This window comes from Pantoea sp. UYEF8 (assembly GCF_040546285.1).
In the GTDB taxonomy this organism is placed as follows: Bacteria; Pseudomonadota; Gammaproteobacteria; order Enterobacterales; family Enterobacteriaceae; genus Pantoea; species Pantoea brenneri.
In genome coordinates this window covers 124,600-137,756 of the sequence record NZ_JBEPNM010000011.1, presented here as the reverse complement: position 1 = coordinate 137,756, position 13,157 = coordinate 124,600, and the positions used below count along the sequence as shown (strand labels likewise).

Sequence of the window (13,157 nt, the reverse complement as noted above, 5' to 3'; positions counted from 1 at the left end):
GTGCGATATTAAGGAGCGGGAAATGGAGTTTATTAAAGACTACTGGTGGATCCTGGTGATCCTGCTGATGGTTGGCGTGCTGATGAATGTGTATAAAGATCTGAAACGCATCGATCACAAAAAATTTATGGATAACAAACCGGACCTGCCGCCGCATCGTGATTTTAACGATAAATGGGACGATGACGACGACTGGCCGAAGAAAAAGTAATCGCGGATGCCCTCGCCGTGCGAGGGCATTTTTACATCATCACAATCACATCGTCATCACCGGGTTTCGCCCCGCTTAACGCTTCATCAAAGTAGCGTTTCGGTACCGTATAGCGCAGATGATTAAGCGCCAGTTCCATACTGCGATGGTCAATCGCGTGGGCTAAATCATCAACAATATCCAGCGTCACATCACCGCCTAATGCCGTCAGTCGTTGCTCTGCCTGTTGCGCATGATGCAGCGGGATCTGCTCATCATAATCGCCGTGGATCAGATGCACCGTGGTACGGGTGCTGGCTTTCTCTGGCAGGGTAACGAAACGGCCATTAAACACCACCGCGCGCCCCGCCAGGTCGGCATGGGCTTTTACCCCTTCCAGCACCATGCTGCCACCCTGCGAAAAGCCGATCAGCGCCGTAGCTTCCGCCCGGACACCACTCTGCTGCTGCCAGTGACGGACCGACTCGACAAACTGCGGCATGGCGGCATCTACCCGCTGCTGGACCGTCTGGTCGTGTAATTCCGCTTCAGTAAACCACTGACGACCAGCGGCAGGCGATCCTACCGAAACCACCAGCGCTTCAGGAAAAGTGCGGGCAAACCAGCTGCCGATCTCGCCCATTGAATCCGGATTGTCGCCCACGCCGTGATAAAGCAGGAACAGCTGGGCCGCCGTAGCAGGCTGTTGAACGATTACATATTTCAGTGTCATGTTGACCTCCTGTTGTCACTCTACGCCGCCGGGCGCGGAATGATATGAGGAATATTTGAAGCCGCCGGTCGAATTATTTCAACGACTGACGTAAGACGTCGGCATCAACGTCCTGCAGCGTTTCAAGTGCGATAGCGGCTTGCTGACGCAGTGCGGCAATTAACGCTTTACGGCCGCTCAGCCCCGCCTGCCGGGCCAGTGCAGTCAGCGCATCAGGAGCAGCGATGGCAGCCTCGATCAGCGGTAACGGCTGAGCAGAGATCCCAGCCAGCCGCTGCAACACCGGCAAACTGGCCTCCAGTGGCCGCTGCGCCCAGGCAAAACCGGCCGCCAGTCGGGCATCCTGCGGCGTGAAACCTGCCTCACGGCACGCAGTGATGTCCGGCTCCAGCGCGATATGCTGACGCAGCACCGGCCAGTCACGGGCCAACTGGTGTGCAGCCCGCCGCTGTAACATCTCACCGGCATCAGAACTGGCCAGCATTGCCATTGCGGCGTAGCAGCCGCTACTGGCTTCACGCTGGCTGCCGATGCGCACCAGGGTAAAACCACAGCTGCGCCAGAAAGCCCAAAGAGATTCAGTGTAGCCGAAGCTGACAGAAAGATAGTCGTAATCCGCGGCGGCGTGACGGGCTGCCGCCACCAGCTGCTGACCGATGCCACGACGACGACTCTCCGCCGCCACGGCAATGCGGCTGATGCGCAGTGAGCGTAACGTTGCCGCTTCAGCGAATCCGGCGTGCGCCGCCAGCGACTGAGCCACCAGATTGCCACGCGGCCGACGGGTGCCGGCCCATACCGCCTCTGCCAGAGAAGCATCAAGCCCGCCCTCTTCCACCAGCCATAACGCGCCCTGCAACGCTAACGCGTCACCCGCCAGCCACAGCTGCATGCCGGGCGCATCCAGCAGACGGCGTAAATCAAGCGGAGAGGTGCGGTAATGGGCGCTGGTCAGCAGCCGATAGGCCGCCTGCAACGCCGTAAAATCGTTGCGCGACGCCCGATGCGGAATGGCTGAGGATGACGGCGCGACGGCAGCAGCATCGTCAAACAGCAGCGCCTGGTTGAGCCAGCGTTCCAGCGGATCGCTGCGCGACCAGCGGAGTGGTTCATCGAGGGTGAAATAGCGAACCTGCGGCAGTCCGGCGCAAAATTTCAGGATAAAACCGCGTCCGCTGCCTTCGTAACCCTGCACCGTGGTGGTGAGTAATACCCGGGGAAAACGACTGATCAGCGCCTGCAACAACGGCGCGGGAATGGCGGCGGCTTCATCAATAATCAGCCAGGCAGCGGGCGGCGGCGGCATCAGCGCCAGTAGCGCATCCGGTGCCATAAAATGAAAATGATCGCCGGCAAACGCGGCCAGTACCCCGGTGGACGCCCTGGCCGGCGCGGTCACCAGACAGTTTCCCTGCTGGCCCGCCAGCATGCCCGCCAGTGCCGACTTTCCGCGTCCGCGGGCGGCAGTCAGCACCGCCACGCCTGACGGCAGCGCCAGCAACTGCGCCAGCATCGCCTGCTGCTGTTGCGGTGCCCGACACTGCCACTGTGGCCAGTCTGTATGCGGCGGAAGACGGCAAGGCTGATGCTGCTGCTCCAGCAGCACTTCTGCATCGTTCAGAATCTGCTGTTGCAGATGATCAACGAAGCGTGGCGTGGCGATCGGCTCGGCGACGTCCGCCCAGCGCAGGCTATCAGCATCAGGTTGTTGCAGCCACCGGTCCCAGGGCGGGACCAGCAGCAGCAGCCAGCTACCGGCAGTTAAGGTGCCGGCCAGCGCGGCGAAGGCTTCAGCATGGAAGCCCTGCCGGGCATCGAAAATCGCATGATGAAATTCGCGTCCCAGCAGGGTGCGCACCGCCCCCGGCACGCAGTGCGGACCGGAAAACAGTGCGTTGTCGCTTAGCGTCAGCCAGTCACCCGCCAGCGCATCACGCCACGCCGTCGCCCGCATCAGGCACCACGCCGGATCGCCGCTGATCACCGCCAGCCGTCGAATCCCGGCCTGCTGCATCTGTGCGGTGAGGCGTTGCAGGGTCACTGGTTGCTGGCGAAGGTGTTGCACTGTCCCGGATTGCCACCATCAAAGCCGCGCTTGAACCAGCTGTATCGCTGCTGCGAGGTGCCGTGGGTAAAGCTGTCCGGCACTACCCGCCCCTGACTTTTTTGCTGCAGTCGATCGTCGCCAATCGCCTCAGCGGCATTCAGGGCTTCCTGCAGATCGCCAACCTCAAGGATATTTTCCTGCTGCATATAGTGTCCCCAGACGCCAGCGAAGCAGTCAGCCTGTAACTCCATTTTGACCGACAGCTGGTTTACCTGAGTCTGGCTGGCACCCTGCTGCATTTCGCGAACTTTCGGTTCGATACCCAACAGTTTCTGGACGTGATGGCCCACTTCATGCGCAATCACATAGCCCTGGGCAAAGTCACCACCGGCACCGAGTTTGGTTTTCATCTCATCATAAAACGAGAGATCGATATAAACCGTCTGATCGGCAGGACAGTAGAACGGCCCCATCACTGACTGGCCGGTACCGCAGCCGGTGCGGGTGGCACCGCGATACATCACCAGCTTCGGCGCGACATACTGTTTGTTCATCTGCTGGAACAGTTTCCCCCAGGTATCTTCGGTGGTCGCCAGCATCACTTTGGTAAATTTCGCCGCTTCATCCTCATTCGGACTGACGCTACGCTGCTGTTGCTGACTGGTCGGTGCTACTTCACCGCCGGTCAGTAAGGCGGTCAGGTCATAGCCATAATAGCCGGCCACCGCCACCACAATCAGCAGAACAATCCCGCCTTTGCCGCGCGGCAGACGAATCTGGCGGCCTCCTCCACCAAAACCGGATGATTGATCGCGACGGTCCTCTACATTGTCGCTTTCGCGACGCCCTTGCCAGCGCATGCTGTACTCCCTTAGCGGTTTACTCAGATGGCATGATTTTAGTTGTGTGCCGGGGCAATCACCAGCTTTATGCCAAAATGAAAAAAGGAGAGCCGGGGCTCTCCTTTTTCTGCGGTACGGCGCGACTTAGTCGAGCTTCACGCCCAGTCGCTGGGCAACCGCTTCATAGGCTTCAACCACGCCACCCAGGCTCTGGCGGAAACGGTCTTTGTCCATTTTATCCAGCGTCTGTTTGTCCCACAGGCGCGCGCCGTCTGGCGAGAACTCATCGCCCAGCGTCACTTCGCCGTTAAACAGACCAAACTCCAGCTTGAAGTCGACCAGAATTAAGCCGGCGTCATCAAACAGCTTGCTCAGCACTTCGTTGGCTTTGAAGGTCAGTTCCTGCATCCGCGCCAGGTTTTCTTTGCTGACCCAGCCAAAGGTTTCGCAGTAGGATTCGTTGACCATCGGGTCATGTTTCGCATCATCTTTCAGGAAAAGATCGAACAGCGGTGGATTCAGCACCATCCCCTCTTCCACGCCCAGACGCTTAACCAGTGAACCCGCGGCACGGTTGCGGACGACACACTCAACCGGCACCATCTCCAGCTTCTTCACCAGCGCTTCGTTATCAGACAGCAGCGCTTCCATCTGGGTCGGGATACCCGCTTCCTGCAATTTAGTCATGATGAAATGGTTAAACTTGTTGTTTACCATTCCTTTGCGATCAAACTGCTCGATTCGGGCGCCGTCACCGGCTGACGTATCGTTGCGGAATTCGAGTATCAGCAGATCCGGATTGTCGGTGCTGTATACGGTTTTCGCTTTACCGCGATACAACTCAGCTCGCTTTTGCATCTTGTTAACTCCAGACTTGAAATAACGGGTGTTCAACGGCCTGTGCCGCTGCGGCGATTGGCGGGACGCAATCGATTACTTCGCCGCGCGCTATTATGCCAAAAACAAAATAAAAAGGCCGGAGAATCTCCGGCCGTTAATCACTTTATTTGTTCAGCGCGCCCTGGAACACCGCCACCAGCGCATCATTTTGCGACTGGGTCAGCACATGCCCTTTCGGATCGATGAACTGCAGGCTGGTACGGTTATCAAGATCGCCGACCTGCACTTTGTAATCACCGTTTGGCAATTCCGGATCTTTCGCGCCCACTTCATCCCAGCTGCTGCTGCCCGGTGATTTATAGGTCACCTTCATGCTGCCGGTTGAACGGGTGGTGTCCGTCACTTCCATGCCGACGCGTTTCATCGCCTCTGGCAGACGCTGCCACGCCACGTTGTAAGGCGTACGCAGGATCAGCAACGGCAAGCCGGTATCATCTGCGCCACTCTGCACATCAATCGCACCATTCACCCGACCTGAAGCGGCGTTTTCGCTGGCGGTTTCGATCTTATCCAGACCGGTGCTGATGTCGTTGAGCATCTGCGCGGTATAACGCTGGATTTGCGCCGGCGAAGTGATGGTTTTGCCATCCTGTTGCAGTTCCAGCAGACGAACCGTCAGCAGCTGCTGATAGCTCTGCGACTGTACGCTGATCTGGTAGCGGCCACGGTACTGCTGGTCTTCATCAGCCCGGTTCCACTGCACCCAGTCAGTGGTCAGCTGCTGTCCCGCGTCATTGCGTGAAGCAATCGGGAATTTGTAAGACTGCACCACATTAACCACCTGCGACCAGACGGAGCCACGGCTGTTCTCAATCATCAGCGCGCCGGTATTATTGCTGTATTGCGCGCGCGTACCGTTCAGCAGCGCCAGTGGCTGGGCCGGTGGACGGATATCGAGCTGCTTGCCGGTCGGCGCCTGACTGCTGGTGCGCGGCACGTCAAAATCACCACGCTGAACCGGCAGGATCATTCCGGCAGGGGCTTTCAGTTCATGTAATTCGCTGGCTTGCAGGTAAGATTCATCACCGCTGACCTGGCGCTTATAGCGCTGGTCGCTCGAACAGGCCGACAACAGCATCAGGGTGGAAAGCCCCACCACGGTAGCTACCGTTGACCGCTTTACTGAGTAATTCATTCAAACTCCCTAAATTATCGCAAACCCGCTTTCACCAGCGCCTGCTCCACTTTCGGCTGGCCGGCTGCAGTCAGTGGCGTCATTGGCAGACGCAGCGTGTCGTTAGCGATTAATCCTAGCTGTTTCGCAGCCCATTTTACCGGGATAGGATTGGGTTCACAGAAAAGCGTCTGGTGCAGATGCATCAGACGCTGATTCAGGCGGCGAGCCTCGACGAAATTGCCCTGCTGCGCCAGTGTGCACAGCTCGGCCATTTCGCGCGCGGCCACGTTCGCAGTCACCGAAATGACGCCTTTGCCGCCCAGTTGCATAAAGTCCAGTGCGGTAGCGTCGTCGCCACTCACCAGAATGAACTCTTCATTAACCAGCTCTTGGATCTGACTAACCCGCGATAAGTTCCCGGTTGCCTCTTTGATTCCGATAATATTTTTTATTTCAGCCAGACGGGCAACGGTTTCCGGCAGCATGTCACAACCGGTGCGCGAGGGTACGTTATACAGCATTTGCGGCAGGCTGGTGCTGTCGGCGATGGCTTTAAAGTGCTGGAACAATCCTTCCTGCGTCGGACGGTTGTAATACGGCGTGACGGTCAGGCAGCCGACAACGCCGGAGTGTTCGAAACGTTTAGTCAGAGAGATGCCTTCTGCGGTGGCATTCGCCCCGGTTCCGGCGATCACCGGGATCCGGCCATCGGCCAGCTCCAGGGTCAGCATCACCACATCGCCGTGTTCTTCATGGCTCAGCGTGGCCGATTCGCCTGTGGTGCCGACGGAAACAATCGCCGCGGTGCCGCTGGCGACATGATAATCAATCAGTTTTTTCAGACTCGCACGGCAGACATTACCTTTGTCATCCATTGGCGTAACGAGTGCAACAATACTTCCCGTAAACATTGGCGATCCCCTCGACAAACAAGTGCTTCATGGTACGTTTTACACTTAGGGAAAAGCAAGCAAGCCACGCTATTCCCGCGCTTGTCAGCAGTTTTTTTTATGTTTACCTTATGGTTATTAGCGAATGCACAGGAAAAGCCATTTTGCCGCAATCTCAGCCCCATCATCTGGTGATCACCGCGCTCGGTGTTGACCGTCCGGGTATCGTCAATACCATCACCCGACACGTCAGCAGCTGCGGTTGCAATATCGAAGATAGCCGTCTCGCCATGCTTGGGGATGAGTTCACCTTTATCATGCTGCTATCCGGTAGCTGGAACGCCATTACGCTGATTGAATCCACTCTGCCGCTGAAAGGTGCCGAACTGGAACTGCTGATCGTCATGAAGCGCACCAATGCCCGTCAGCGTCCGCCGATGCCGGATACCGCGTTTATTCAGGTTGAGGTGGCGGATTCGCCGCACATCATTGAGCGCTTTACCGATCTGATCGATAAACATCAGATGAACGTTGCCGAACTGGTGTCACGAATTACGCCGGGGCAACACGATTTACCCCCAACGCTCTATATTCAAATGACGGCCCACAGTCCAACGCGTACCGAAGGCACGTCGTTTGAGCAGGCTTTTAATACGCTGTGTCAGGAGCTGAATGCCCAGGGTTCGCTGCGTCTTTACAGCGCGTCGGATGCCGACAGCAGTGAAGCCATCAGCCCGGCACGCTAACGGCGCAGGTCACAATACCGGAGCTATTTCTCCACATTACTGTCACCGAAACGTGCCCGGCTATGTGGTGAAATACCCCCTGATGGTAATTTTCCGTTTGGCAGTTTCCGGCCGGATGGTGTATTACCGACAGCCTGAATAAAAAAATGGAGAGATGTGATGAATCCACTGAAAGCCGGTGATACCGCACCGAAATTTAGCTTGCCCGATCAGGACGGCGAACAGGTTAATTTGACCGACTTCCAGGGACAGCGCGTTCTGGTGTATTTCTATCCGAAGGCGATGACGCCTGGCTGCACCGTCCAGGCGTGTGGTCTGCGTGACAATATGGATGAGTTGAAAAAAGCGGGTGTCGAGGTGCTGGGCATCAGCACTGACAAACCGGAAAAACTGTCACGCTTTGTCGAAAAAGAGCTGCTGAATTTCACCCTGCTGTCGGATGAAGATCATGAGGTCTGTAAGGCATTTGGCGTCTGGGGTGAAAAGACCTTTATGGGTAAAACCTATGACGGCATCCATCGCATCAGCTTCCTGCTGGATGCGGATGGCAAGGTGGAAAAGGTATTCGATAACTTCAAAACCTCAAATCACCACGACATCGTGCTGGATTACGTTAAGTCCGCCTGATGTCTGTCGGGCGCGGCAGTTTACTCGCCGCGCCCGGCTTATTACGCCGTCCGGTGCTCGTCCGGCCAGGCATGCACCACCGCTTTGACCAGCGTCGCCAGTGGAATGGCAAAGAACACGCCCCAGAATCCCCATAGCCCGCCAAAAATCACCACCGATAAGATAATCACCAGTGGATGCAGATTAACCGCTTCTGAGAACAGAATCGGCACCAGAATGTTGCCATCCAGCGCCTGAATCACCAGATAGACGATAAACATGGTCCAGAATTCGCTGCCCATCCCCCACTGAAACAGTCCTACGCAGATTACCGGCACGGTAACCAGCATCGCGCCGATATAGGGAATCAACACCGAAATCCCCACCAGTACCGCCAGCAGGAGCGCATAGTTGAGGCCGAGAAACAGGAAGGCCAGCCAGCTGGCGATGCCGACCACCACCATCTCCAGCACCTTGCCGCGAATATAGTTGGTGATTTGCTGATTCATCTCCAGCCACACTACCCCAGCCAGACCGCGATTGCGTGGCAACACCCGGCGCACCGCGTTCAGCATCTGTTCTTTATCCTTTAACAGGAAGAACACCATCAGCGGCACCAGTACCAGATAGATCATCAGCGTCATCAGGCCGACCAGCGACGCCAGAGAGTAGCGGACCAGCGAATCGCCGACGCCGCTCAGCCGGCTACGCAGGTTCTCCGCAATCAGATCGATGATGCCGGCATCCATCAGTGCCGGAAAACGCTTCGGCAGCCCGGCGGAAAACAGGTAGAGCTTGTTGAGCATGTTGGGCAGGTCGCGGGTCAGATTGATGCCCTGTTGCCAGGCGACCGGCGCCACAATCAGCACCATCACCAGCAGAATACCGGCGAACAGCACCAGCACAATTGAGGTGGCCCAGCTTCGGCTGCAGCCAACGCGCTGCAGTCGCGCCGTTGGCCATTCCAGCAGATAGGCCAGCACCACGGCCAGCAGCAGCGGAGCCAGCAGATCGCTTAAGAAAAACAGGATGCAGAAGCCCGCTAGCAGGATCACCAGCAGGGCAATAGCCTGCGGATCGCTGAAGCGGCGTTTGTACCATTGAAATAATAAAGCCAGCATAACTTCCGATCCAATACAGCAAAAAAGGAGGACGATTGTACCTGATATAAGCAGCCTGAAAAGGGCGTTGCCTGCTGGCGCGCGGTTAGCTGACGGGTGCCGCAATCACGCAGTTACGTCCGCTGTTTTTCGCCTGATACAGAGCGGCATCCGCCTGCTTTAAGCTGGCTTCCAGCGACACATCCTGCTGACCGTTCCATGCCGAGACGCCAATTGATAAGGTGATGCGGCCAACGTCGGTAAGCCAGGCTTCGGCAATGCCGAGCCGTACTCGCTCCGCAATGATCAACGCCTCTTCCAGCGGGGTGCCCGGCAGCAGCATCAGGAACTCCTCTCCGCCGTTGCGGCAAACCACGTCGGACTGGCGCGCGCTGGCCCGCAGGGTACTCGCCACCTGCTGGATCACCCGATCGCCGACGTCGTGTCCCCAGCTATCGTTGACGTTTTTAAAGTGATCGATATCCAGCGCCAGCACCGAAAACGGCTGGCGCAGCGTCTGGTAATAGTCCAGCACCGCGTTGAGGCCGCGACGGTTCAGCAACTGGGTCAGCGGATCGGTTTGCGCTTCCGAGTTGAGTCGGCCAATTTTGTCCTGCACCAGACCAATGCCGGTCAGCAGTGCGCGTTTGACCTGAGCGGCCTCAAAATACCAGGCGCTGATGCCGCCAATCTCCATTGACACACCCTGTGCATCCATCCGGCTGGCTTTACGGGCCAGTTGCCACAGCGGCAGCGCAATCAGCCGGGCCAGCACCACCGCCACCAGCAGCGTCAGCAGCGCAAACGGCACGGAATTTTTCAACACCTTGAGCAACAGGCCGGAGAGCGGTTTCAGCGTGACGTTAATCGGCTTGAGCGCCACCACCATCCAGCCGGTGGTCGGCACCACGGCATACCCCGCCAGCTGCTTAACCTCACCCGACTGCGAGAGCATTAGCGAGCCATTGCTTTGATCCTCACGCGGCCCGATGATGGCGGGCAGCATTTTGCCAATCAGCTGGCGATTCTGGTGATAGAGCACCTGATTATTGCTGTCGAGCACGTAGACGCTGGTGCCATCGCGATAAAACTGCTCGCCCAGCAGCGCATTCAGAATGCTCTTTTTCTTCAGATAGATGGTGCCGCCGACATAGCCCAGATAGTCGCCTTCGTGGCTCCAGATTGGCCAGGAGACAAATACCAGTAAGTTGTTCGCTGCAGAAAGAGTGGGTTTACTGATGATCGGCTGGCGCATCTCCAGCGCTTCGCGTGATGCTTCGCTGGTCAGATGCATCCCTTTCAGCGTCAGCGACTCCGGCGAGATGGCTTTTACTATCCCCTGCTCATCCACCACTGCTACCGAGTTAAAACTGGTGGTCTGCTCGCGCAGGCGGTTGACTTCGTTTTGCAGCAGCGTCTCGTTATTAAAATTATCACTGAGTTGGTTAGCGCTGTAATGCAACTGTGACTGCGCCAGCTGGAAGAAAATCTCGCTGGTGGAGGCCAGTTTAGCGGCATAAGCGCGATTAGCCTCAAGGGTACTTTCAATCAGTACCTGACGCTGTACCCGCCAGGTCGCGTAGAGCGTATTGGCAAGCGTAATAACGATGCTGACCATAACCAGCAGTGCGATTAAATTGCGTAGATCGGTTTTGGGCCGAAAACGCCTTAGCATGGCGTTGCCGCCGCAGGAGAAAAAATCATGTCTTACGTGCCCGATTATTGTTTTTAGCGTGTGCCGGTTACCCTGGTGATTCCGGGCATAAGTCTACACCCTGGCGGAGGATTTGAGCAGGTTTAAGGCCGCCGACAGTGGACTAAATTCAAATTTACCTGGCCCTAATCGATTAATTCCTGCTGATTATAAAACGGCCACAACCCAGAAAAGCGGTCAATGGCGTACTGATGCGGCACCATCCGCTGCCCCGGCTGCCAGCGCTGCAGCAGAAATCGGGGTGGTTCCAGCACGAAGTGGGCCGGGTCGTCAGGTTGCAGCTCCAGCACCACCTGATATGATACGCCGGCCAGCTGCTCTATCGCCTGTAATTGCCGGGCAATACCGGATGAAGCAGCGAAGGCAGCAACCTCCACAACGTGGTGAGGTACTGAGTCGTAACTGACGGACAATATGATGCGGGCGTAATCCGGGTTACGCTGAGGCGGCCAGCTCCTTGTGCAGCGTGTCGGGGTTCAGCAGAGGAGGAGTAGAAAAGGCGCGTGCGGCAGTGTCGCGCGAAACGCCCGCCAGCGTGGCTACACGGCGTAAATCGGTCATCACGCCCTCGCTTACCGTCGATGAGATCGATCTCATTGAGGCGGAAGCTAACGGCATGATACGACAGAGGCAGGGTGGGAACCTGACGAAAAGAGAACAGCGGCGGTGTCGCCGCTGTCAGGATCACAGCATCAGGAAAGCGTACCCTTCATTTTGCAGCGTGGCGACGGTGGTGCCGCTGGAGATGGTGTGGGTGACCATCGGGTCAATCCATTCGCGCTCAAGCTGATGGAACGCCACCGACTGATCGCAAATCGACACTTCAACACCGGCTTTTTTCAGTTCACTGATCAATTTAAGGTTCGGATTGTCGACGCCATAGGCTTTATGAAACTGCGCATTGTTTAAGGCAGCCGGGACCGCATCGCTGTTAATCGATACCACGAATTTCAACTGGTCGAGCGGGACGCCCGCCGCATAATAGAGGTTAGTGACGCGAGCAACCCGCTCCAGACCCAGGTTCGGCTGGCGAATATCGCCTTCACTGCGGTTGATCTGGAAAACAATTTTATTGCTCAGGCCTGGCGTTGTGCCCGGTTTAAAGGCTGGCGTATCGACATAATGTATTTTTCCGTAGCCTTCAATGGCTGGGGTACTCCAGAAATCAGCCGGCTGGGTTTTATTATCCGCCACTTTGCCACTGACCTTATCGAATAATTCCGGCAACTGTAAAACATTACCACCAATAAACCCCGCCACGGCGGCGACCACAATAAAGGCTGCTGGACGCATCACTTATTCTCCTGATGTTTTAGACAAGGTATTAATTACATTGCCAGCCACGCGTAACCCTGATTTTGCAGGGTCGATACCGTGGTCGGGCTGGAAAGCGCATGCACGACCGATTTATCAATCCAGTTATTGGGATAGTGATGGAAGGCCACCGACTGATCGCAGACCGATACTTTTACGCCCGTTTTATTTAGCTCATCGATCAATTTCAGGTTCGGGTTATCAATGCCATAGAACTGCCTGAAATGGGCGTTATCCAGCATCGCCGGGGTGGCGTCACCGGTCACTGAGACCACAAATTTCAGCTGGTCAGCCGGAACGCCTGAGGCAATATAGAGATTAACCACCCGCGCGACCCGCTCCAGCCCCAGATTGGGCGCAGTCATCGCTCCGTCGCTACGGGTAATCTGGAAAACGATTTTATTGCTCAACCCCGCCACCGGTTTAAAAGCGGCGTCGGCCTCATAATGAATTTTGCCATAACCTTCAATCGCTGGCGTACTCCAGAAACCTTCAGGCTCCTGCGGCTCAGACGAAAGATGCTGCGCGACTTTGTCATAAAGAGTGCCGCTTTGTGTGACAACCGCGCCGACCACACCACCCATAATGGCAATTAACACGTAAGAAACCGCTGAACGCATAACACTCCTCTCCGGCAAATAACGCGCTACAGATCCATATTCTGAATCGGGGCAATATCTATATCACAGCGCATCGATATTCAGCGCCTGCGTAAATGTGTGTCAGCTCAGATTTGGTTACGACAGAAATAATGATCGTGCTTTACCAATCGAAAATTTTCATCAACATCTGACGTAAAGCGAATAATAGCTGGACCTTAATATCTTTATTAATTTCCCGCATTAATGATCACTTCAGGTTAATTTAATGCCACTATTTTCTGGAGCCTGAAATGACTATCCGATGAGGAGGAATTATTTATTTAATCGTGACGACGGACATAAAACGCGCGAAATGA

15 protein-coding genes are annotated in these 13,157 nt (G+C 56.2%); 3 read left to right on the top strand and 12 right to left on the bottom strand.

The window, feature by feature from the left end; genetic code table 11:
* Positions 1-22 precede the first annotated feature (22 nt).
* The gene (locus ABIB18_RS18745; RefSeq protein ID WP_031375834.1) at positions 23-211 is read left to right on the top strand and encodes a YpfN family protein; all 189 of its coding nucleotides are present in this window, start codon (positions 23-25) and stop codon (positions 209-211) included.
* A gap of 31 nt (positions 212-242) precedes the next feature.
* On the opposite strand, the gene ypfH is transcribed toward ABIB18_RS18745, so the two are convergent.
* The 6 genes from ypfH to dapA all read right to left on the bottom strand — a co-directional run bounded on the left by ypfH (position 243) and on the right by dapA (position 6,740).
* Positions 243-923: an esterase gene (gene ypfH, locus ABIB18_RS18740; protein WP_069728722.1), complete on the bottom strand. Its 681-nt coding sequence runs from the start codon at positions 921-923 to the stop codon at positions 243-245.
* 73 nt (positions 924-996) lie between these two features.
* The gene (locus ABIB18_RS18735) at positions 997-2,964 is read right to left on the bottom strand and encodes a tRNA(Met) cytidine acetyltransferase TmcA (RefSeq protein WP_502922720.1); all 1,968 of its coding nucleotides are present in this window, start codon (positions 2,962-2,964) and stop codon (positions 997-999) included.
* Positions 2,961-3,830, bottom strand: coding sequence for a KPN_02809 family neutral zinc metallopeptidase (gene ypfJ, locus ABIB18_RS18730; protein WP_031375391.1), 870 nt, complete (start codon positions 3,828-3,830; stop codon positions 2,961-2,963). The genes ABIB18_RS18735 and ypfJ overlap by 4 nt, the downstream gene beginning before the upstream one ends.
* Positions 3,831-3,956: 126 nt before the next feature.
* Positions 3,957-4,670, bottom strand: a complete 714-nt coding sequence (gene purC, locus ABIB18_RS18725) for a phosphoribosylaminoimidazolesuccinocarboxamide synthase (RefSeq protein WP_069728720.1) — start codon at positions 4,668-4,670, stop codon at positions 3,957-3,959.
* 145 nt (positions 4,671-4,815) lie between these two features.
* On the bottom strand, positions 4,816-5,847 hold the full coding sequence (bamC, locus tag ABIB18_RS18720) for an outer membrane protein assembly factor BamC (RefSeq protein WP_031375389.1): 1,032 nt from the start codon (positions 5,845-5,847) through the stop codon (positions 4,816-4,818).
* 14 nt (positions 5,848-5,861) lie between these two features.
* Positions 5,862-6,740, bottom strand: a complete 879-nt coding sequence (dapA, locus tag ABIB18_RS18715) for a 4-hydroxy-tetrahydrodipicolinate synthase (protein ID WP_031375388.1) — start codon at positions 6,738-6,740, stop codon at positions 5,862-5,864.
* Between the two features lie 143 nt (positions 6,741-6,883).
* On the opposite strand from dapA, the gene ABIB18_RS18710 reads away from it, so the two are divergent.
* Both ABIB18_RS18710 and bcp read left to right on the top strand, forming a co-directional pair.
* Positions 6,884-7,465 (top strand): glycine cleavage system transcriptional repressor, encoded by a 582-nt coding sequence (locus tag ABIB18_RS18710; RefSeq protein WP_046288177.1) that lies wholly within the window; start codon positions 6,884-6,886, stop codon positions 7,463-7,465.
* A 159-nt stretch (positions 7,466-7,624) separates the two neighbouring features.
* Positions 7,625-8,092, top strand: coding sequence for a thioredoxin-dependent thiol peroxidase (bcp, locus tag ABIB18_RS18705; RefSeq protein WP_031375386.1), 468 nt, complete (start codon positions 7,625-7,627; stop codon positions 8,090-8,092).
* Positions 8,093-8,133: 41 nt separating this feature from the next.
* Here the strand turns inward: bcp and ABIB18_RS18700 are convergent, their stop codons facing one another.
* The 6 genes from ABIB18_RS18700 to ABIB18_RS18680 all read right to left on the bottom strand — a co-directional run bounded on the left by ABIB18_RS18700 (position 8,134) and on the right by ABIB18_RS18680 (position 12,819).
* The gene (locus ABIB18_RS18700) at positions 8,134-9,192 is read right to left on the bottom strand and encodes an AI-2E family transporter (RefSeq protein ID WP_069728719.1); all 1,059 of its coding nucleotides are present in this window, start codon (positions 9,190-9,192) and stop codon (positions 8,134-8,136) included.
* An 85-nt stretch (positions 9,193-9,277) separates the two neighbouring features.
* On the bottom strand, positions 9,278-10,846 hold the full coding sequence (locus ABIB18_RS18695) for a sensor domain-containing diguanylate cyclase (protein ID WP_031375384.1): 1,569 nt from the start codon (positions 10,844-10,846) through the stop codon (positions 9,278-9,280).
* 164 nt (positions 10,847-11,010) lie between these two features.
* On the bottom strand, positions 11,011-11,262 hold the full coding sequence (locus ABIB18_RS23805; RefSeq protein WP_502922719.1) for a hypothetical protein: 252 nt from the start codon (positions 11,260-11,262) through the stop codon (positions 11,011-11,013).
* Between the two features lie 58 nt (positions 11,263-11,320).
* On the bottom strand, positions 11,321-11,446 hold the full coding sequence (locus tag ABIB18_RS23800) for a hypothetical protein (protein WP_502922718.1): 126 nt from the start codon (positions 11,444-11,446) through the stop codon (positions 11,321-11,323).
* A 123-nt stretch (positions 11,447-11,569) separates the two neighbouring features.
* A complete protein-coding gene (locus tag ABIB18_RS18685) occupies positions 11,570-12,178 on the bottom strand; it encodes a DsrE family protein (protein ID WP_046288176.1) in 609 nt (202 codons plus the stop codon).
* A 35-nt stretch (positions 12,179-12,213) separates the two neighbouring features.
* The gene (locus ABIB18_RS18680; protein WP_069728717.1) at positions 12,214-12,819 is read right to left on the bottom strand and encodes a DsrE family protein; all 606 of its coding nucleotides are present in this window, start codon (positions 12,817-12,819) and stop codon (positions 12,214-12,216) included.
* Positions 12,820-13,157 lie beyond the last annotated feature (338 nt).

Excerpts from the sequence above, each read along its gene's own strand:
- ABIB18_RS18745 (WP_031375834.1), top strand. The coding sequence starts at position 23 with ATGGAGTTTATTAAAGACTACTGGTGGATCCTGGTGATCCTGCTGATG.
- ypfH (WP_069728722.1), bottom strand. The coding sequence starts at position 923 with ATGACACTGAAATATGTAATCGTTCAACAGCCTGCTACGGCGGCCCAG.
- ypfJ (WP_031375391.1), bottom strand. The coding sequence starts at position 3,830 with ATGCGCTGGCAAGGGCGTCGCGAAAGCGACAATGTAGAGGACCGTCGC.
- purC (WP_069728720.1), bottom strand. The coding sequence starts at position 4,670 with ATGCAAAAGCGAGCTGAGTTGTATCGCGGTAAAGCGAAAACCGTATAC.
- bamC (WP_031375389.1), bottom strand. The coding sequence starts at position 5,847 with ATGAATTACTCAGTAAAGCGGTCAACGGTAGCTACCGTGGTGGGGCTT.
- dapA (WP_031375388.1), bottom strand. The coding sequence starts at position 6,740 with ATGTTTACGGGAAGTATTGTTGCACTCGTTACGCCAATGGATGACAAA.
- bcp (WP_031375386.1), top strand. The coding sequence starts at position 7,625 with ATGAATCCACTGAAAGCCGGTGATACCGCACCGAAATTTAGCTTGCCC.
- ABIB18_RS18700 (WP_069728719.1), bottom strand. The coding sequence starts at position 9,192 with ATGCTGGCTTTATTATTTCAATGGTACAAACGCCGCTTCAGCGATCCG.
- ABIB18_RS18695 (WP_031375384.1), bottom strand. The coding sequence starts at position 10,846 with ATGCTAAGGCGTTTTCGGCCCAAAACCGATCTACGCAATTTAATCGCA.
- ABIB18_RS23800 (WP_502922718.1), bottom strand. The coding sequence starts at position 11,446 with ATGACCGATTTACGCCGTGTAGCCACGCTGGCGGGCGTTTCGCGCGAC.
- ABIB18_RS18685 (WP_046288176.1), bottom strand. The coding sequence starts at position 12,178 with ATGCGTCCAGCAGCCTTTATTGTGGTCGCCGCCGTGGCGGGGTTTATT.
- ABIB18_RS18680 (WP_069728717.1), bottom strand. The coding sequence starts at position 12,819 with ATGCGTTCAGCGGTTTCTTACGTGTTAATTGCCATTATGGGTGGTGTG.